The following is a 19,400-nucleotide window of genomic DNA, read 5'->3' as shown; positions in this document are numbered from 1 at the left end:
TATTCAAAAGTTTTCACTTTAATGATTTTCATTTTCCCTTCCCTGTGGAGTGGTTATCTTGCAAAAACACATTTGCATATGTACGTTCAAGGTCCAGCATGTAAACTGCTGGATAAGCACAAAAAAGAACCTGCAAGTTTCCTTACAGGTTCTTTGACATATTACTCGCTAAGACCGTCGATGAATTCAGCAAGAGTCTGAAGTTCCTCGTCGGTTCCTTTGAAGACTGCAGGCATGTTTCCTTTACCATTCTTGGCAACATCAGCAATTTCTTCAGCATTCATTTTTGTATCTAACAAACTTGGCGCTGTAGCACCACTGGCTAGTTCGCCGCCATGGCAGGAAGTACAAGTTTGCGCCTGTGCAAGTTTGTATCCATCAGAGTTCTTGTCGATTTCGACATCCACAATCTGTCCCTGCTTCTTAGCTGCTTCCCAGTCATGATGGGCAACAGATTCCCAAGTAAGGTAGAAAACTGAAGCAAGCGACAAAAGCATAAAAGCAGTCGCAAGCGGACGCTTTGATGGACGGCGTTCTGGTCCGCGGTCTATAAATGGCGCAAGCAATAAGGCACCGAATGCAAGTCCTGGGATAACCATAGCCCCAATTACGGTATATGGACCAGAAGCATAAGAATATTTAAGCAATTGATATAAGAATAAGAAATACCAGTCTGGCAATGGAATATACGCTGTATCTGTAGGATCGGCAATCCTCTCAAGCGGAGATGGGTGAGCTATTGTCAAGCTCAAGTATCCGATTAGGAAGACCGCACCAACCATCCATTCCTTTAACAGGAAGTTAGGCCAAAACGCTTCCGTTTTGCCAGGGTATTCCGAGTAGTCCTTCGGAATATTAGGCTTACGTTCTGCAGGGACACGTGAGTCACCCACGAACTTCATACCTTTACCACGATGCATCGAGCAATCCCCTCCTTTTTCCGTATCATTGGGCGAAACTCAATTCGCACAATCTTTTCATTCGAATTTTACAATGGACCAGAAATACCTTGCTTACGAATCATCAGGAAGTGAGCTCCCATTAAGCCTAATAATGCAGCAGGCAGGAAGAATACGTGAATCGCGAAGAAACGTGTCAAGGTTTGAGCACCAACGATCGTTGAGTGTCCAGAAAGCAATATTTTAATGTATGGCCCAATCAATGGGACAGCATCTGCAATCTGCAATGTAACCTTTGTTGCGAATAATGCTTTCATATCCCATGGAAGCAAGTATCCAGTCAATCCAAGAGCTAACATTACGAAGAAAATTAATACTCCGACAACCCAGTTCAATTCACGAGGTTTCTTATAAGCGCCCTGGAAGAACACGCGAAGCGTATGTAAGAACATCATAACGATGACAAGACTCGCTCCCCAGTGATGCATACCGCGGACAATTTGTCCAAACGCTACCTGGTTTTGAAGATAATAAACAGATTCCCATGCATTCTTGATGTCCGGCACATAATACATTGTCAGGAACATTCCGGAAAGAATCTGAATGACAGTGATGAAAAACGTCAGACCGCCAAAGCAATACACGAACGCAGAAAAGTGATGCGCCGGGTTAACGTGCTCAGGAACCTCATGGTCTGCGATATCGCGCCACAAAGGCGTAATATCTAAACGCTCATCTACCCAATCGTAAATTTTGTTTAACAAAGATTACGCCCCCTTTCGTGGTTCGGCTTTTCCTACATAAAGGAACCCGTCTTTTTCTTTTGTTGGATATACATCCAATGGTGCCAACGGCGGTGTGCCCTTTACGTTTGTTCCATCCTTTTCGTAAAGGCCGTAGTGGCAAGGACAGAAAAATCTGTTTTCATTTTGCTTATCAGTATTCCAGTCTACAACACAACCAAGGTGCTTACACACTGGTGACAGGGCAATAATCTCCCCGCCTTCGTTCTTGAATACCCAAGCAGTTCCAGTTTCTTCAGATTCATACCACGCATCTTTTTGTGTGAAGCTAAAGTTTACTTTTTGCGGTTCATTTGTAATATCTGCGATTTTCAATGGAGTCGCGATAAAATCTCCCGCATCTTCACCCTTAAGTACAGGATCAACGGCAAATCGGACCATTGGCATCAGCATCCCTGCAGCCATGAAACCGCCTACACCTGTTAGAGTATAGTTTAAGAATTGACGTCTTGAAACTCGATGCTTACTCACGCTATTCCCCCCTCTATTCCCAAGTTAAGTCCCCAACGGACATAATTTAAACACATTTTAAAACTAGGACATAACCATGATATATCAATCTGATTACAAAATCAATATAATACTATGTTGAAAACATTTTTCTCAGTGATAAAAATAACACTGAATTATTCTTCTTCCCATTTCTCTGTAAACAAAGATAATAATTGCTTTACCTGATCACCCACTATGGCAACTTTTTGCTGCTCCTGCATATGCTCCAGAGACAAGGACGGCAGCCACAGAACGTTTCCACTCAATTCTTTTTCCTGCTGCCTCCAGCGGCTGTCGGAAGTCACATAAAAAATATGTTTGAATTGCTTGTCCAAAAGAGTGTTCTCCCAATCCTTTAATGCATTCAAGCTTCCCTCATTTTCCTTTATGTATACAAAATCGGGCAAAAGGAAGATTCGGCCCCGAAACTGCTTCTCCAGTTGCGATGTAAGTATTGAAATAAATTCCGCCATCGAAGCATTTTGTTTCATATTTTCACCAAAAGAAACTGGCAATAGCGACACGATGGCCGTGTCTACATATTCTGCTGCATTCTGGTACATCTCTACATCTGCTGATACCCATCTCATAAAACCAACTCCATCATTCTATTAGGCCCCGGTCATTTAACATAGGATACTCTACGACTGAAAGCCCGCCATTCAATCCTTACCTATAATATCACGATTAATAAGCGTTTTCGAATGGTTTGTCAGGTTTGGACTTTTCCGGGCCGCTCCATTGCGTTTTATCCTGAGTAAGGGTTGGTTCGGACATTTCAATGGTCACTCCCTGGTGGTTTTGGCCGAAGTGAGGGCAAGTTCAGACACTTCTGCGATTCTTCCTTGTAACTTTGTCCGAAGCAGGACCGGGTTCGAACATTTCAACGGATCTTCCTTTGAGTTTTGTCCGAAGTAGGTTCAGGTTCGACCATTTCAACGGACCTTCTCTTGAGTTTTGTCCGAAGTAGAATCAAGTTTGACCATTTCAACAGACCTTCCCTTGAGTTTTGTCCGAAGTAGGTTCAGGTTCGACCATTTCAACAGACCTTCCTTTGAGTTTTGTCCGAAGTAGGTTCAGGTTCAACCATTTCAATGGACCTTCCCTTCAGTTTTGTCTGAAGTAGGACCTGGTTCGGACATTTCAATGGACCTTCCTTTGAGTTTTGTCTGAAGTTGCATAAGGTTCGACCATTTCAACGAACTTTCCCTTCAGTTTTGTTCGAAGTAGGATCAAGTTCGACCATTTCAATAGACCTTCGCTTGAGTTTTGTCCGAAGTTGCATAAGGTTCGACCATTTCAACGGACCTTCCCTTGAGTTTTGTCTGAAGTAGGATCAAGTTCGGACATTTCGACGGATCTTCACTCTTGCTTTGTCCGAAGCATGGTTTCAATCCTTTTCGCCAGCCCGTACTGTCCTTGTCCAAAAGAGCATAATTTTGCTCAAATCAGCGACACAAGTGCTAATAACAGGCAAAATAAAAAGCCTGCTATCAAAAGCAAGCTATAACGAATTGACTGCGCCCAATCTTTTTAATTGTTCTGTGAGATGTTCGAAGGCTTCCTGGTCCTGGCTGTCCAGTGCTTCATCAATCATGGTAAGCAGTTTGTCTTTTTGGAATTTTTGAATGCTCTCTTCAAGGAATCTCTCTGCTACCATCTTGTCACTTTCACTGATTTGGAGCTGGCCTGGAACATAAGGGTTTTCTTCCAGGACGGCCGCAAACTGGTGGGCTTTGTTTGAAGCGTGGAAATTCAATTGGATGTAAATTTCTTCTTCCCTGTTCAAGCGAATGTCGTGGAAAGACTTTTCAGCATCTGTCGTCATCACGTTTTCTTTGAAGAACCGGAAAGGTACTTCATCCACGCAATGGGTCGACATCACTAATCCCCTTGGACAATATTGTGCATTTTCCACAAAGTGCACTTTTTCCATCAGCTGGTCATGGCTCATCAAGTAGTTAAGGATCCAAACGCATTCCCGCCTTTTAAGCTGGTAATGGTTTAAAAACCAGCGGATAAAATCCTTTTTCTCGTTGACAGATACAGGGGTTGTCATTTTTGAATCCCTCCTCTGCATAACTCAAATTTTTTGTTAGGTTACTGATTCTCCGTCATGCGTTCTAACAATTCACGGTATTCTTCATTGCCAGGTTCTTTTTCAACTAGCTTACTAAAAATTTCGGCGGCGTCGGCCATTTTTCCTTCTTCAATTAAAAAATAACCATAGTCTGTCAAAAATTCTTTGTTGTCTTTAAAGAAAGTATATGCGAGTTGGTATTTGTTTAATGACTGTGAAAAATCTTCAATTTGCTGGTAAGCAACTGCCTCGTCCCAAAGAATTTGTGGTTCTTCTTCTTCTTCGTGGATGTCAGCTGCCCGCACTAGCTCAAGTACATCTTCATAGCGTTCCTGCTTGAGCAGAAGTTTGTTCAGGACAAGGACTCCTTCCATGAATCCTGGATCAAGAGCGATTGCTTCACGAAGCAATTTTTCGGCAGCTTCTTCATCGGGAATTTTGAGTGCTATTTTCCCGCCATAAAAGTATAAATCCTTATTGAACTCATCCTGCTCGATTCCCTGCTTCACTGCATCGAATGCCTCTTCGACTAGTTCTTCCCGCTCATAAGCTTTGGCAAGATAGAGGTAAAGGGAGTGGTATTCAGGGTCAAGAGCTTTTAGTTCCTCAAACTTATCGATTGCTGTTTTATTATAGCCTGCCTGCAAGGCTGTAAAAGCAAAGCCGAACAATGTATTAATTTCCAGTTTTTGCTCAAGTGCTACTTCGTAAAATCGGAGTGCTTCCTCAAACGATCCGCCTGCACTTAACGCTTCGGCCATTCGCTGGTTAATGTTCACTCCGCCAATCTCTTCATGTGACTTAAGAACCGTTTCGTAATACTGGATTGCTTCAACAAGTTTTCCCTGGGAAGCGTACAGCTCACCAAGAGCAAAATCGATGACAGGCTCATCCGGTAAAAGCTTTTTAGCTTGAAGCAGCTTTTTTTCACTCACTTCAAACAGACCTTCCATCTGATACAAGTCAGCCAATAGAAGCAGTGCCTGAGGAAAAGAAGGGTCTTCTTCGTCAACTTTTTCAAGCGAAAGCATTGCCTCTTCCTCTTTGCCCATCTCGATCCGGGTTTCAGCGAGCAAAACATGGAGTTCGCCTTCATTCGGATAATTCTTCAATAAACTCTCGATTAATGCCTCCGTTTCTTCCATGAAACCAAAGCGGAAAAACTCCTCAGAGAGCAGGAATTTTTCTTCGTCGCTGCCATTTTCGAGAATTCTTTGATAAGCAGCCATTGCTTTTTCAAGCTGTCCATTTTCGATATAATTTGTAATTTCTTCTACTGCGACCATCTCTATCATCCTATCCTTACCTTAGGCTAATCTATATTTGACAGTTTACATACAGCTGTCAAACCAGCAATGCCTGAAGAGTTATTAGTAATTGTCTGTAAAAAATCCTGGTGTCCTAATTATAACATTCTCTCCCTTTCCTGGCCGATAATAAACCTCGGCACCCGCACGAATGACCTTGCCCTTGTCCACAGTCACCGCCAGATGCTTCGATTGAAAAAATAACCCGTGCTCATCACGGTATTTTGTTTCGGGGCTTCTGGTATAGAGATTATAGCTGAGTTCTCCGCCATTATGCAGATTTGATTTTTCCGGGAAGATTCCGGTCTTCTTTAAAATCGACCTCGACACAGGGCCTGGATTCGCTAAATCTTCATACACAGCAGGAACCTTCTCTTTTTTCATCAATTCGTTCCAGACATTGAGCTGCAGCTGCCTCCCTTTTTTATGCTTGCTTTCAGGAAAGATTGGAATGATTGGACAGTTATAAGGAAACAGCGCTTCCTTGATCCATCCCCATGGCATCGTATCCAGAGTGTTCATCTCGTCAATCTCCAGAAAAATCGCTGGGACTTTCATCTTCTTACACTTCCGGATGAATCCGGGATTCAGCAACCGGGGCGGAATGCTGACGCCCAGAACAAAATCGATAGGGCTATCTAACAAATCACTTTTCGCCTGCTTAAGCTTTTCTACGAGCTGCCGTTCAAATTGGATCTTTACTGCTGTGAATACAACGGTGCTGCCCTTTAGAATGAAATTATTCAGGTAATATTCTTTTCTCTCTTTAAAAGATTCTTTTATAGGGAGGTTCGTATCAAAGAGGACATGGGTTGGGGTCATTATATAGTTGTCAGCGTCCATCCTCATGTAGTTATATCGTTCAAATTTGGATGTTGTCGATATGATTCTTTGGTCCTCCACCAGCAAACTTGTATCAGTGAAAGCTTGTCCCTTCAAGAGATGGACATTATCTATAATGTAAGCCATAAAACCACTCCTTTATCAGTCTTATGACAAACTATGCAGAAATTCCGAGAATATAACGACAGCAGTCCTTTTTATAGCGTAGGCAACATTATTAATAGACAGAAGGCCATCCATTTATCATGGTTGGCCTTCAAAGCAATACTTAATTTATTTTTTTACCAGCGAATACAAGTCATCAAAAAAACCAGGGTAAGAAACAGCAATCGCTTCGCTTTGTTCAAGTGTGACATCCCTTTTGCAAAGCAGGGCAGCGATGGACAGCATCATTCCAATCCGGTGGTCGCCATGTGCTGATACAGTTCCTCCTTCGAGGCTTTGTTTCCCATGTATAACCATTCCATCATCCGTAGCCTCGATGTTGGCTCCAAGTTTCTTGAGTTCATTCACAACAGTATCAATTCGATTTGTTTCCTTTACCTTTAATTCCCCTGCATCCTTAATGATCGTAGTTCCCTCTGCTTGCGTTGCCAGCAAAGCAATGACCGGGATTTCATCGATTAATCTAGGAATCAGATCACCTTCTACAATTGTACTATTCAGCTTAGAATATTTAATTCTAATATCCCCAGCAGGTTCAGCTGCTTCACTTTCGTATGGTTCAATAATGAAATCTGCTCCCATTGCGCTAAGCACATCGACTATTCCCGTTCTTGTCGGGTTTAAACCGACATTCCGGAGTATAATGTCACTCCCGGGAACGATTGCGGCAGCCACAAGAAAAAAGGCAGCAGATGAAATGTCACCAGGTACATTTATATGTGTTCCCTTCAGCATTTGTCCGCCAGTTACCTTTACAGCATCGCCATCACGTTCTACATTGCCGTCAAACTGATTGATCATGCGCTCTGTATGATCCCTTGTTTTCACTGGCTCAATAACGATTGTCTCACCTTCAGCCTGCAATCCGGCAAGGAGGATCGCCGACTTCACCTGTGCGCTTGCAACAGGCAGTTCATATGTAATTCCGTGCAGTTTTTGGCCTTGCACCGTCAGCGGAGTGAATTCGCCATTATTCCTTCCCATAATACTTGCACCCATTTTGCCGAGAGGAAGGGTCACTCTAGTCATCGGCCTTCTGGCAATGGATTCATCACCTTCAAGGGTTGAGGTGAATGGCAATCCCGAAAGGATTCCCATCATCAGCCTGATGGTTGTTCCGGAATTTCCAACGTACAGTTTATTCTCAGGCTGATTCAACCCGTCCGCACCTTTTCCGGTTACCGTTACATTGCTCCCATCCCGGACAATATCAACACCAAGCTGGCGGAAGCAGGAAATCGTGCTTAAACAGTCCTCTCCTGGCAGGAAGTTTTCGATACGGGTTATTCCATTGGCAATGGAGCCGAACATGACTGCTCTGTGCGATATTGATTTATCGCCAGGTACTTTAACCTGACCTTCCAATGTGGTTCTATTTGTCAAAAGTGTTTTTACGGACATATTTCTGCTCCTTCAGTCTACTTTCCAAGAGACATATCATAGTCTGTATTTTTTTCGATGCATTCCTTGGCCCTGGCACGGTCCTCAGGTGTCTGGAAGCTGATCACCAGGACGCCATATATATCTTCACGAGTTTCTATGATTCTTATATTTGTGATACTGATATTTTCAACAGCCAGGTACCCTGTGATTTCAGAAATCACCCCTGGATAGTCAGGAACATCTACGAAAAGGTCATAAAAACTAGGAATAGCTCCTTTGTCGCTTACAGGAAGACCATCCCGGTATGTTTTTGCTGATTCAAAGAATTCATAGATGCTATCACTATCATTAGTAACCAATAATTCTTTTACGCGCCCCATTTCACCCTGCCAGTCAGTTAACAGAGAGATAAGGACATCACGGTTCTGAAGAAGAATATCTCTCCACATCCGCGGACTGCTTGAAGCGATTCGTGTGATATCCCTGAAACCGCCAGCCGCCAGGCGGTTGATGAGGGGATTCCCGTCCTCCGCCCTTGATGCCTGGTGAACAAGGGAAGCAGCTATGATATGCGGGAAATGGCTGACCACACCTGTAAGATAATCATGCTCTTCAGGAGACACATCGAGGAATTTGGCCCTCGTTCCAGCAAGCCATGCTTTTAGTCGGTCCACCGTTTCTTTTCTGATCATTGTATCTGCTGTCAGAAGATAGAATGCATTTTCAAACAGGATTTTCTTCGCTGCAGCTACACCACTTTTATGAGACCCAGCCATTGGATGCCCGCCAATGAATGCAACTCCTTTTTCTCTCAAGCAGGATGCTTTCATTGCAGTGGACCCCTTCGTACTGCCTGTGTCGGTAACAATGACTTCCTCTTTCAGTTTCAATGAAGCTAATGATTCAATGACGCTTCCGGTGGTTAATACCGGAGTCGCTATAATGATTAAATCCGCCTTCGGAGCTTCCATTTCAATACTTCCAGCTGCCCGATCAATGACACCCAGCATCATGGCCAGGTCCATTTGATCTCCATCAGCATCAAAGCCGATGAGCTCTGCCCCAGGATGCTGAGATTTAATACACATCGCCAGAGAGCCGCCAATTAAACCAAGACCAATGATCAATACGCGGCCTTCCATAAGTTCCACACCCTTATTTAGATATTACAGTATCAACATTCAAAAATTCTTTAATGATCTCAATTACACCCAGGTTTTGCTCCTTTGAGCCAATTGTAATCCTTACACAAGTAGGGAATCCGAGCGCTGTACCGGAACGGACGATATAACCTCTTTCAAGCAGGAATTGAAATACCTCCTGACCGTCCCTTTTAAAATCAATCAAGATGAAATTCCCCTGTGACGGATAATAACTCAATCCAGCACCATCACAAAATTGGTAAAATTGCTCTAAACCAGTTTGGTTTTCTCTTTTGCATTTTTCAACAAAATCCTGGTCTTCAAGTGCTGCAATGGCGGCAGCTTGTGCCAATGAGTTTACATTGAATGGCTCCCTGACAGGCTCAAGTGCTGAAATAGTGTCCACATGGGCAACTCCATAACCAACCCTGAAGCTGGCAAGCCCATATATTTTTGAAAAAGTTCTTAGGATAATTAAGTTTTGGTATTGCCTAAGCAATCTCAAAGAATCATGAAAATCTTCCGCGGTCACATATTCGAAATAGGCTTCATCCAGTACGACAAGCACATGACTTGGCACACGTGCCATAAACGCTGTCAACTGTTCTTCGGTTATATAAACCCCTGTTGGATTATTCGGAGAGCACAGCCAGACAACTGTGGTCCGATCATCAATAGCAGCAGCCATCCTATCCAGATCATGTGCGCCATCTATCAATGGGATTTCTATTATTTCACAGCCCTCGATAATACCATTGTGTCTATACTGAGGAAAAGTTGGTGCAGCCATCACAGTTTTCGTCCCAGGTGTGAGCAGACCCCTGGCAATCATCTGGATAATTTCATCTGATCCGTTGCCAAGAATGATCTCCCCTTCTTTTACCCCCAGATGGTCTGCCAGATGGGTACGAAGTTCTGTCGCATATCCATCTGGATATATTGAGAATTTGCCAGCATAGTCCCTGATTTCGTTCTTTACTTTTTCCGAAGATCCAAACGGATTCTCATTTGAAGCCAATTTAACAATCTCTGATAAACCATACTGCCTTTTCACTTCTGAAATAGATTTACCAGGCTGGTATGGTTTTAGCTTTAAAAGCTGCTCTTTCCATCTCATCTTATCCACCTCGACTATTCTACTCTTTAATACTCTATCTAATTAAAGCGATAAAGAACATATATTTATCATACACTGTTTGACGCTCAGAAAAAAGTATAAAATTACAGATCAGGTCTAAGTCCAGAAGCACCCTCAAGATAAATGTGCTTGACCTCTTCCTGTGTTATTTCAGTGTTGAAATGGATCATGATTCTGATACACTTCTGTAGCGAGCCGGGGACGGATAATTCTTGCATGCACATAACTGGAACATAGGTCCAGCCTGCCAAATTCCTTAAGGCCCTTGCCGGAAAGGCTGTATCAACATCATCGGTTGCTGAAATGAAGATTGAAGCAACTTCATCCGGAGCGATATTATTAGAAACGATAGCTTCTTTTAAAAGCCTTTCAGTCGCAGAAATGATTTCCTGCTCATCATTCTCGTTTACTGTAATAGCTCCTCTTACTCCCCTAATCATCTTACTCCCCCTTTTCTACAAACTTCTTCAGGTTCATCATCAATACTTTTTCCTCTATTTCAATGAGTGCAGGAACTCCAATTCTCTCTAGTAAAACGAAACGAATTGAATTATTTACAGCTTTTTTATCCTGTTTCATTCTCTCGATCAGCTGCACATGAGAAAGGCCGGCTGGGATCGAAGTTTCGTATCCAAGATCCTTAAGCCAGATTTTGAATGCTTCTATATTAAAATCAAGCCCAAGCAATTGTGTGCTTAATTGAAGGGCAAATAGCATGCCAATGGCTACAGCCTCTCCATGAGTCACCTTACCATATCCTGCTTCGGCTTCAATTGCGTGGCCAAGAGTGTGCCCAAAATTCAAAAAAGCACGGATTCCGGTTTCTCTTTCATCCTCTGCAATAACAGAACCTTTCACTTGAATTCCTTTTGTCAAAAACTCAAGCAACTGTGAGTCATTTATTTTATCCAAAGTCTGAATTTCTTCTCTAAGCCAGCAATAGAAGTTTTCATCACTTATCAACGAGTGCTTGATTACTTCAGCAAAGCCAGATCGGACTTCATGTTCAGGAAGTGTCTGGAGAAAATCTATGTCATAAATGACCGCTTCAGGTTGATGAAATGCTCCAATCATGTTCTTGCCTAATGGATGGTTGACCGCTACTTTCCCTCCAACCGCACTGTCATGGGCAAGTATAGTGGTCGGGACTTGTATGAAACGAATCCCTCTCATATAGGTAGCGGCGACAAATCCTGCTAAATCTCCTACTGCCCCTCCACCGAAGGAGATAATCAGCGATTTCCTGTCAAGTTTATTTTCAAGCGCTGAAGAAAGGCAGTCTTTATATACATCGAAAGTTTTCGCATGTTCTCCTGATGGGACAATCTTCTCAAAAATCCCTTCCAGAGCAGTACGTTCATAAAATGAATCAAGATGATGCTTTGCCACAGTTTCATCTGTAATGACCAAGATAGATGTGTAACTGTCTTCAGTGCCTTGAATAATATCGCTTAATTGCCGTATAGCACCTTTTCCGATGAGTACTGGATAGGATTTTGTGCTTGTATGGATATTCACTTGCTGCATCTTTAAAAATCCCTCGCAGTCCTTCTTTGCTCCTCAATCGATGCTTTCAGTGTGTCAAATCTGTCGGCATAAAATTGATCGACGATAGCAGAAGCAAGCTCCCAGGCAACAACGCTTTCGGCAACCACTGCTGCTGCAGGGACAGCACATGCATCAGAGCGTTCAATGCTCGCGGCAAAAGGTTCCTTTGACTCGATATCGACACTCATCAATGGCTTGTAAAGAGTCGGGATTGGTTTCATTACCCCTCGGACAACAATTGGCATACCCGTTGTCATCCCGCCTTCAAGACCCCCTAGCCGGTTCGTTTTCCGATAGTATCCGCGTTCCTCTTCCCAGGCTATCTCATCATGGACCTGGCTGCCAGGCCTGCTGGCAGCTTCGAAACCGATCCCAATCTCAACTCCCTTGAAAGCATTGATGCTCATAATGGCACCAGCAAGCTTCCCATCAAGCTTGCGGTCATAATGTACATAGCTGCCCACTCCAGCAGGCATTCCCTCTGCAATCACCTCGACAACACCGCCAATAGAGTCTCCATTTTGCTTAGCGTCATCAATTGCTGCCATCATTTTCGCTGCTGCATCTGAATCGAAGCATCTGACTGGAGAAGCTTCTGTTGTTTCTTTAAGCTGTTCGAGTGATGTGAAGTCTTGCTTTTCTGCTTTTACTCCGCCTATTTCAACCACATGAGCAACTAACTCGATACCCAGCAGTGACAGCAGTTTCTTTGCGGCAGCACCTGCTGCGACTCTGACTGTCGTTTCTCGGGCAGATGAACGTTCAAGAACATTTCTCATATCTCGATGTCCATATTTAATCGCGCCATTTAAGTCTGCATGACCAGGACGGGGACGGGAAATGACCCTTTTCACTTCATCAGCGGATTGGTCATCAAGCGGTTCCTGACCCATAATCCCGGTCCAATGCTTCCAATCATTATTTTCAACAACCAAAGCTATCGGCGAACCTAATGTCTTTCCGTGCCGAATTCCTGAGGTGATCTGCACCTGATCCTTTTCGATTTGCATCCTTCTTCCGCGGCCATAGCCTTTCTGCCGGCGCGCCAGCTCCATGTTTATATCTTCTGCTACTAGCGGCATGCCTGCTGGCATCCCCTCAATAATGGTTGTTAGCTGCGGTCCATGTGATTCTCCCGCTGTTAAATATCTCATATACTTTCTCCCTTCAACTCGCTAAAGGATTTGTTTTACTATATCATACAGTTCAACAGAAATAAATTAAAAATTTCGAAATATGTATCATTCCTTTTCAAGAATGAAGTCATTTTATCATGAAGCATGTTGACTCGCAAAAACAATCTTCCGTTACTCAAGCCTTAAACTTTGCCTGCAGAAATTGAATCCCCTACTTTCGGGAAAAAAAGCAAGAAGGAGCACGGAATCCCGGCTCCTCCATTTATTTCTTCCTGTAAAAGAAAGTTTCTGCAGTTTCAAAATCATATGTACCTGGATTGAAGATCTGTTCAGTGCTTCCAACAAACAGAATCCCTCCCGGCCTTAATGCCTGGCTGAATTTATGGTAAATGCTTTCCTTGGCCTCTTCGGTAAAATAAATGAGGACATTTCGGCAGACAATCAGGTCAAACGGACCACCGAAACGATCGGCAAGCAAATTTTGCTTTTTAAACGTAACCGTCTTCTTAATGGCATCTTCCACCGTATAATAGGAACCATCCTGCCGGAAAAATTTTTCAACCATTTCCCGAGGGGCTTCATTCAGCGATCTTTCTGCATAAACTCCTCGCCTTGCTTTAGCCAGGACGTTGTCATCAATATCAGTCGCCAGGATCTGGATTCTCGATAATGGCATATGTTTTGAAAGCACCATTGCCAATGTATAAGGCTCTTCCCCAGTGGAACAAGCTGCACTCCAGATTTTCGGGTTCGGATTTCTGCTTAACAACTCAGGAACTATCGATTGATCGAGGACTTCCCACCTCTTTGCGTTTCTATAAAACTCGGATACATTGATTGTCATCCGATCCAGAAATTCATTCATGAGCTGCTCGTCTTTATCAAGTACCTGAAAGAATTCCTTGAAAGATGAATAGCCTTTCTTTTGATAGAGTGAAGTCAGCCTTCTTTTCATCTGGGCTTCTTTGTATAGAGCAAGGTTTATACCTGTCTTTTGGTGGATTCTCGAGATAAAGTGTTCGTAGTCTTGAGGCATCATTTTGCTCCTTATTTTTACTAGAAAAAGTTGGACATTTTCATTATATCGAAAAATAGGATTTTGGGTGATATATTTTTTTACATCTCTAAAAAGCTCGCCTGTCATCTTTAAAAGAATGGCTTAGTTAAAAAGGTCTGTTGATTTTCGTTCCAGGCGCTTCGCTTTCCGCGGGGAAGAATTATGAAAAATCCCTAATGCCGGATTTTTCAAAGATCAAATTCTTCCTTGCAGTCCGGGAGCCTCCTCGGCGCTTCAAGCGCCTGTGGGGTCTCCCGTGACTTGCTCATCCCGCAGGACTTTGAAGAGCTTCCTCGAACCTTCCCACGCACGATGGAAATGCGTAAGCATTTTTGGAGGAGTCTTCGCGCCTTCCACTACAATCAACAGGAGTTAAAAACAACATTTAGCTCTAACAAAGCCAAAAGAAAAAGGACACTTGCTTTTCACAAGTGTCCGGAGTTTATTTAAAAGATAAGCCGCTTACGCTTTTCTTTGTCCAGGTCCAGCGCCTAGCCGCTTACGCTTTCTTAGTAAACCCACTCGTTGATTAATTTGCTGTATTCAGCCAGTTCTTCTTGTTTGAAGAATAGTCCGATTTCACGCTCAGCGCTTTCTGGTGAGTCAGATCCGTGAATGACGTTCTTGCCAACAGTCACGCCGTATTCACCGCGGATTGTTCCTGGAGCTGCATCTTTAGGGTTAGTAGCACCCATCATCTGGCGTGCAGTAGCAATTACATTCTCGCCCTGCCATACCATAGCAAATACTGGTCCTGAAGTGATGAAGTCTACCAATTCACCGAAGAATGGACGCTCTTTATGTTCGCCATAATGCTCTTCAGCAAGTTCTCTTGGGATGTTCATAAGTTTTGCGCCAACTAGCTGGAAGCCTTTCTTTTCGAAACGAGCTACAACTTCACCGATCAGGTTGCGTTGTACTCCGTCAGGCTTGACCATCAAATAAGTCTTTTCCATGAGTTCCACTCCTATTTCTTATATGTATGTGAACCGCTTACAAAAGCAATCCTTAGAAATAGTATCATTTTTTTGAAAAATTCGCAACTTGCTAATACTTGCGTTTTCCAATGAATTTGGCAATGTCCCGCAATGACTTCTTTGCTTTATTAGATGGGAGCTCTTCAAGGATTTCAAGAGCTTTATCCAGATAGCGGTCACTGATCGCCAGTGACTTTTCAATCGCTCCTGACTCCTGTACGAGCTTCAGGATTTCATTTAGTTCTTCTCTTTGCATACCTTCATGCACAGTCCTGATCCGGCTTTTAATATACTCATCCTGCATTGCATACAGAACTGGGAGAGTTATATTTCCCTGGAGAAGATCTCCGCCAGCCGGCTTTCCAAGCTCCTTTTCTGTACCCGTGAAATCCAGCACATCATCAGTAATCTGGAAGGACATGCCGACATAGTAGCCAAACTTATACAATTTATGATGGTCCTGCTCCGGAACACCGGCCACCACGGCACCAAGCTGGCAGCTCGCGGCAATAAGAAGAGCCGTCTTCCGCTTGATCCGCAGTAAATAATTACGCAGATTTTGATCGAAATTATATTTATCTTTTATTTGTTCGATTTCCCCCACACTTAGTTCGACTATAGTATCAGAGAGAATCTGGTGTGCTTTTGGATTTTCAATATCTGTCATTAGCTCCAGTGCCCTGGCAAAAATGTAATCCCCGGTATACATCGCAATCCTGTTATCCCATTTCGCTTTGATTGTCGCCTGCCCTCTACGCAATTCAGCATCGTCGATGACATCATCGTGTACAAGGGAAGCCATATGGATAAGCTCCAGGGAGACTGCGACATCCTTGATGATTTCAATATCATAATTTCCGAATTTACCGCCAAGGAGAACAAAAACGGGCCTGATCCGTTTCCCGCCAGCCTTAAGCAAATGAAGACTAGCCTGTCTGAGCAGCTGGGAATCCGCCTGGATTGCTTCTTCCAGCTCTCTTTCAATCAATGTCAAATCAGAATTCAAATATGTATATAATAGCTTCATCTTCATATTTATCCACCCAGCTTTTACATCCTCGATATCCATTGATCTAACTGCTGCATTTTCCATTCCCGCAGCCTCAATGCAATCAGGAGATTTCTTATATGCTTGGAGCTTTCCATCCTGCCCAGCTAATTGATTACTTTCTTTTGGAACCAACCTAAATCCAGATCGCCGTTAATCGGCAACGAAGCGGCAACACTAAATTAAAACAGGCTGACCTTCCTTGCCGAGCGAAAAAGAAAAGGGCAGCCATTGCCTATTGAATATAGTATCAGAATGTACAATCACCTGAAAGAATGGTCCAGCTCCAGCGCATTGCCAGCCTTCGACCTAGAGACGGCTTCGAATATCAGGAGAAGCCGATCAAGGTTTACCAGTAAGCTAGCACTTTTCTTATTTGCGGCCGATATGCACGGCTGCTACTCCACCGCTATACGGTTTATATTCAACGTTTACGAACCCTGCCTCAGAGAACATTTTCGCTAGTTCTTTCATGCCTGGAAAATCCTTTGCAGATTCCTGGAGCCAGGAATACTCGTCATAGCTCTTCGCGAACAGTTTCCCGAACATTGGCATGATAAACCTGAAGTACACTCTGTAAGCCTGTTTAAAACCTGGCATTGTAGGCTGGGAAGTTTCCAGGCATACTGCCATACCGCCAGGCTTTAGGACTCTGTACATTTCACGAAGCACCTTATTGTAATCCGGGACATTCCTCAATCCAAAACCAATTGTGACATAGTCAAAGCTATTATCCTCAAAAGGGAGCTCCATTGCGTTACCATGGATTAGCGCTGCCTGCTCCAAGTTGCGGGCCTGCAATTTCTCTTCGCCAATCTTCAGCATATTTTTGCTGAAATCCAGTCCCACCACTTCGCCATCTTTTCCAGCAGCTTCTGCAAGCGCAATTGTCCAATCAGCGGTACCACAGCAAACATCAAGTGCTTTGGCTCCTTTTGGGACATTCATCTTCTTCATTGTGTCATTGCGCCATTTAATATGCTGCTGAAAACTGATGACAGAATTCATCTGGTCATAATTTTCATAGATTTTTTCAAAGACTCCATGAACACGTTGTTCTTTCGATTGCTGCATTGCATTACCCTTCTTCCGCGAAATTTTTAGACATGGTCTGGTGCTGCCCGGAGATCAGGTCTAACTGTTCCATCAGCAAGCTGTTCATCTCTGGCAGCTTCTTTAACGCCCCATTAATCTTCGTCATTGAAAATTCAATATATCGTGTGCAAATTGTTAAAAGGTATTTTTGCTGTTCAGAAGAAATTTCAGTTGTGCTCTGGTCTATTTTTGGTAAAGCAACTTTTTTCAACGCATTGAAAACCAGCGAACTGCCATTTTTAATGAACTTCGTTTCTTCAGATAGCATCCTTTTGACAAAAAGCCAATTAGAAGCGAATTCAAACCACTCTGCCGCATCAAAATGATCAGCAACCTTGCCTAAAAGAGCCGACTCGATTAATTTTACACTTTCCATTAATTTATCAATCGCTTCGGTTTCTTTTTGATACAGCGATATTTTATGCTCATTGACTTCTTTTACACCTGAAGCCAATCGCTTGATCATTTCTATATCTTCCATATCAGCCAGCAGCTTGTAATATAGTCCGCTGAAATAAATCCCAGCTAGAACTGTCAACTGTCGGCGCTTATGGGTTTCATCCTCTTCACCTGGTTGTGAATTGTGTACATGCTCATGGGTATCAAGGGCAATTTGCAGGAGCATTGCGGTCACAGTGTAATTCTTTGCTCTATCCTGGTCTACTTCCTGCTGTTCGAGCATGTATGTAAGCAACAAAAGCCGGTTTTCATCTATAAAAGGAGATTCTACATGCTCCCGCAAATAAGGATGTGAAAGTTTTTCGAGAAGAAGCTCTCTGGTGCCGTCTAATTTGTTTTGTAAATCTAGCAAATAAATCACCCTTGTTCCCCTTATTTATGTTGGATTGCCGGCAGTAAGGAAAGCCAGCAAAATGCAGTTAGCTGGTCATCTCTAAACAGACATAAAAAAAGCGCCTAAATATCTAGTTTGCAGTTGTACCGAACATTCCAAGGCAGTGACAATTATATCACAAATAGTGAAAACATGAACGAGATATTATAAATTAAACACTATTTGCGATGAATTGAGCTTGATTTTGTAACAAAATAGTTGGTTTTTGAATTTATTGCTTTTTCTCACTCACTATTTCACCGAATGGTGTGACAATTTTTGCATGTCCCCTGATTTTAATGGCTGATGTATGTTCTGTGAACTGGGCAATCATAACTTCTCCCTGATCAAGCTTCTCTGAGTGGTGGAACCGAGTGTCTGTTCCTCTAGTAAGCCCAATCACGTTCACACCATCTTCAATAGCCTTGATGACAACATAGTCCGTATTAACACCTTGTTTCTTATCCATTATTATCCCCCTTACAGGAAAGAATATGTCGAGCCCGGGGCGTACCCGTTGAGTTGTAGATATGTTTTTTCATGTGATTAAAAAGTATAATATTTCACTTCGAAAATTGTCGAGCTCCAGCGCCTAGCCCCTCGAGTCGCTTCGGTCCTTCCAGCGCTTGTCGGGGCTGACCAAGGCGCTTACGCTTTCCTTATAATATAGCAAAAGGCTAAAAGAATTTCTTTCAGCCTTCGAAAACTTGAATGGTACTTTACGAAAGATTTTATTGCCAAAGTTCTTTAGCTTTTTATCAATGAGAGAATTTCAGCTCTTGCGTTTACATCCTCTGCTAGAGTTCCTCTTACAGCAGATGTAACTGTTTTCGAGCCTGGTTTCTTGACTCCTCTCATTGTCATGCACATATGTTCCGCTTCTACCACTACCATGACACCATGGGGATCAAGCTTTTCCATTATGGAATTAGCAATAGTAGAAGTGATCCTTTCCTGTAACTGAGGTCTTTTCGCTACTGCTTCCACAGCTCTTGCAAGCTTGCTGAGTCCTGTAACTTTGCCTCCGCGTGGAATGTATGCTACATGTGCCTTGCCGAAGAAAGGTACCAGGTGGTGTTCACACATTGAATAGAATGGGATATCCTTAACCAGGACGAGTTCCTCATGGTCCTCTCCGAATATGGTTTCAAAATATTCTTTAGGATCCTGGTTCAATCCCGAAAAAACTTCCTCATACATCTTCGCGACCCGCTTGGGAGTATCCAGCAAACCTTCCCTGTTTGGGTCTTCACCGACTGCCTCTAATATTAAACGCACCGCTTCTTCGATTTGGGCACGATTGACGTTTGACATCTGCGTTTCCTCCTATGATCCGACAATCTCATTACAATCCTGCATAGTTAAGCAACTAATTGATTATAATATTTTCATCTTAGCATAACCAATTCTCAGCAGGCAAAACTTAATATTCCAGAATCGAGTAGGAGGGGGTGA

20 protein-coding genes are annotated in these 19,400 nt (G+C 43.1%); all 20 read right to left on the bottom strand.

Translation table 11 applies throughout. From position 1 onward, the window contains the following. Positions 1–161 precede the first annotated feature (161 nt). Positions 162–920 carry a menaquinol-cytochrome c reductase cytochrome b/c subunit gene (locus tag J7E32_RS09395; protein WP_214906700.1) on the bottom strand — a complete coding sequence of 253 codons (759 nt, stop codon included), beginning with the start codon at positions 918–920 and terminating at the stop codon, positions 162–164. Positions 921–988: 68 nt separating this feature from the next. Continuing rightward, positions 989–1,663 carry a menaquinol-cytochrome c reductase cytochrome b subunit gene (qcrB, locus tag J7E32_RS09390; RefSeq protein WP_214906698.1) on the bottom strand — a complete coding sequence of 225 codons (675 nt, stop codon included), beginning with the start codon at positions 1,661–1,663 and terminating at the stop codon, positions 989–991. Between the two features lie 3 nt (positions 1,664–1,666). Next, complete coding sequence (locus tag J7E32_RS09385) at positions 1,667–2,173, bottom strand: QcrA and Rieske domain-containing protein (RefSeq protein ID WP_214906696.1); 507 nt, start codon at positions 2,171–2,173, stop codon at positions 1,667–1,669. Between the two features lie 155 nt (positions 2,174–2,328). Further along, positions 2,329–2,784 carry a YpiF family protein gene (locus tag J7E32_RS09380; protein ID WP_214906694.1) on the bottom strand — a complete coding sequence of 152 codons (456 nt, stop codon included), beginning with the start codon at positions 2,782–2,784 and terminating at the stop codon, positions 2,329–2,331. A 914-nt stretch (positions 2,785–3,698) separates the two neighbouring features. Next, entirely contained in the window at positions 3,699–4,253 is a 555-nt protein-coding gene (locus J7E32_RS09375; RefSeq protein ID WP_041965657.1) for a ReoY family proteolytic degradation factor, read from the bottom strand. A gap of 41 nt (positions 4,254–4,294) precedes the next feature. Further along, complete coding sequence (locus J7E32_RS09370) at positions 4,295–5,560, bottom strand: tetratricopeptide repeat protein (protein WP_214906692.1); 1,266 nt, start codon at positions 5,558–5,560, stop codon at positions 4,295–4,297. A gap of 84 nt (positions 5,561–5,644) precedes the next feature. Next, positions 5,645–6,550, bottom strand: coding sequence for a hypothetical protein (locus J7E32_RS09365; protein ID WP_214906690.1), 906 nt, complete (start codon positions 6,548–6,550; stop codon positions 5,645–5,647). 147 nt (positions 6,551–6,697) lie between these two features. Further along, positions 6,698–7,990, bottom strand: a complete 1,293-nt coding sequence (aroA, locus tag J7E32_RS09360) for a 3-phosphoshikimate 1-carboxyvinyltransferase (protein ID WP_214906688.1) — start codon at positions 7,988–7,990, stop codon at positions 6,698–6,700. 17 nt (positions 7,991–8,007) lie between these two features. Continuing rightward, positions 8,008–9,114, bottom strand: coding sequence for a prephenate dehydrogenase (locus J7E32_RS09355; RefSeq protein WP_214906686.1), 1,107 nt, complete (start codon positions 9,112–9,114; stop codon positions 8,008–8,010). A 13-nt stretch (positions 9,115–9,127) separates the two neighbouring features. Further along, a complete protein-coding gene (hisC, locus tag J7E32_RS09350; protein ID WP_214906684.1) occupies positions 9,128–10,231 on the bottom strand; it encodes a histidinol-phosphate transaminase in 1,104 nt (367 codons plus the stop codon). 104 nt (positions 10,232–10,335) lie between these two features. Beyond that, positions 10,336–10,692 (bottom strand): chorismate mutase, encoded by a 357-nt coding sequence (gene aroH / locus J7E32_RS09345; protein ID WP_214906682.1) that lies wholly within the window; start codon positions 10,690–10,692, stop codon positions 10,336–10,338. Position 10,693: 1 nt separating this feature from the next. Next, complete coding sequence (gene aroB, locus J7E32_RS09340) at positions 10,694–11,779, bottom strand: 3-dehydroquinate synthase (protein WP_214906680.1); 1,086 nt, start codon at positions 11,777–11,779, stop codon at positions 10,694–10,696. Positions 11,780–11,781: 2 nt separating this feature from the next. Further along, positions 11,782–12,954: a chorismate synthase gene (gene aroC, locus J7E32_RS09335; protein WP_214906677.1), complete on the bottom strand. Its 1,173-nt coding sequence runs from the start codon at positions 12,952–12,954 to the stop codon at positions 11,782–11,784. Between the two features lie 244 nt (positions 12,955–13,198). Beyond that, positions 13,199–13,972: a CheR family methyltransferase gene (locus J7E32_RS09330; RefSeq protein ID WP_214906729.1), complete on the bottom strand. Its 774-nt coding sequence runs from the start codon at positions 13,970–13,972 to the stop codon at positions 13,199–13,201. Positions 13,973–14,502: 530 nt separating this feature from the next. Further along, the gene (gene ndk, locus J7E32_RS09325; RefSeq protein WP_213368254.1) at positions 14,503–14,949 is read right to left on the bottom strand and encodes a nucleoside-diphosphate kinase; all 447 of its coding nucleotides are present in this window, start codon (positions 14,947–14,949) and stop codon (positions 14,503–14,505) included. 91 nt (positions 14,950–15,040) lie between these two features. Further along, positions 15,041–16,003 carry a heptaprenyl diphosphate synthase component II gene (hepT, locus tag J7E32_RS09320; protein WP_214906728.1) on the bottom strand — a complete coding sequence of 321 codons (963 nt, stop codon included), beginning with the start codon at positions 16,001–16,003 and terminating at the stop codon, positions 15,041–15,043. Positions 16,004–16,390: 387 nt separating this feature from the next. Beyond that, complete coding sequence (locus tag J7E32_RS09315) at positions 16,391–17,092, bottom strand: demethylmenaquinone methyltransferase (RefSeq protein ID WP_214906675.1); 702 nt, start codon at positions 17,090–17,092, stop codon at positions 16,391–16,393. Between the two features lie 4 nt (positions 17,093–17,096). Then, on the bottom strand, positions 17,097–17,933 hold the full coding sequence (locus J7E32_RS09310) for a heptaprenyl diphosphate synthase component 1 (RefSeq protein ID WP_353654033.1): 837 nt from the start codon (positions 17,931–17,933) through the stop codon (positions 17,097–17,099). Between the two features lie 244 nt (positions 17,934–18,177). Further along, the gene (gene mtrB, locus J7E32_RS09305; RefSeq protein ID WP_214906673.1) at positions 18,178–18,414 is read right to left on the bottom strand and encodes a trp RNA-binding attenuation protein MtrB; all 237 of its coding nucleotides are present in this window, start codon (positions 18,412–18,414) and stop codon (positions 18,178–18,180) included. Positions 18,415–18,692: 278 nt separating this feature from the next. Continuing rightward, the gene (gene folE, locus J7E32_RS09300; RefSeq protein ID WP_214906671.1) at positions 18,693–19,259 is read right to left on the bottom strand and encodes a GTP cyclohydrolase I FolE; all 567 of its coding nucleotides are present in this window, start codon (positions 19,257–19,259) and stop codon (positions 18,693–18,695) included. Between the last annotated feature and the right edge of the window lie 141 nt (positions 19,260–19,400).

Origin of the sequence: Bacillus sp. ISL-55 (assembly GCF_018613155.1) — a bacterium.
Lineage (GTDB): Bacteria > Bacillota > Bacilli > Bacillales > Cytobacillaceae > Mesobacillus.
This window is presented reverse-complemented; position numbering and strand designations above follow the sequence as displayed.

Coding starts and splice junctions, on each gene's coding strand:
- folE (WP_214906671.1), bottom strand. CDS start 19,259: ATGTCAAACGTCAATCGTGCCCAAATCGAAGAAGCGGTGCGTTTAATA.
- aroA (WP_214906688.1), bottom strand. CDS start 7,990: ATGTCCGTAAAAACACTTTTGACAAATAGAACCACATTGGAAGGTCAG.
- ndk (WP_213368254.1), bottom strand. CDS start 14,949: ATGGAAAAGACTTATTTGATGGTCAAGCCTGACGGAGTACAACGCAAC.
- mtrB (WP_214906673.1), bottom strand. CDS start 18,414: ATGGATAAGAAACAAGGTGTTAATACGGACTATGTTGTCATCAAGGCT.
- hepT (WP_214906728.1), bottom strand. CDS start 16,003: ATGAAGATGAAGCTATTATATACATATTTGAATTCTGATTTGACATTG.
- J7E32_RS09365 (WP_214906690.1), bottom strand. CDS start 6,550: ATGGCTTACATTATAGATAATGTCCATCTCTTGAAGGGACAAGCTTTC.
- J7E32_RS09395 (WP_214906700.1), bottom strand. CDS start 920: ATGCATCGTGGTAAAGGTATGAAGTTCGTGGGTGACTCACGTGTCCCT.
- aroC (WP_214906677.1), bottom strand. CDS start 12,954: ATGAGATATTTAACAGCGGGAGAATCACATGGACCGCAGCTAACAACC.
- aroB (WP_214906680.1), bottom strand. CDS start 11,779: ATGCAGCAAGTGAATATCCATACAAGCACAAAATCCTATCCAGTACTC.
- J7E32_RS09315 (WP_214906675.1), bottom strand. CDS start 17,092: ATGCAGCAATCGAAAGAACAACGTGTTCATGGAGTCTTTGAAAAAATC.
- J7E32_RS09370 (WP_214906692.1), bottom strand. CDS start 5,560: ATGGTCGCAGTAGAAGAAATTACAAATTATATCGAAAATGGACAGCTT.
- aroH (WP_214906682.1), bottom strand. CDS start 10,692: ATGATTAGGGGAGTAAGAGGAGCTATTACAGTAAACGAGAATGATGAG.
- J7E32_RS09375 (WP_041965657.1), bottom strand. CDS start 4,253: ATGACAACCCCTGTATCTGTCAACGAGAAAAAGGATTTTATCCGCTGG.
- J7E32_RS09330 (WP_214906729.1), bottom strand. CDS start 13,972: ATGCCTCAAGACTACGAACACTTTATCTCGAGAATCCACCAAAAGACA.
- hisC (WP_214906684.1), bottom strand. CDS start 10,231: ATGAGATGGAAAGAGCAGCTTTTAAAGCTAAAACCATACCAGCCTGGT.
- J7E32_RS09380 (WP_214906694.1), bottom strand. CDS start 2,784: ATGAGATGGGTATCAGCAGATGTAGAGATGTACCAGAATGCAGCAGAA.
- J7E32_RS09355 (WP_214906686.1), bottom strand. CDS start 9,114: ATGGAAGGCCGCGTATTGATCATTGGTCTTGGTTTAATTGGCGGCTCT.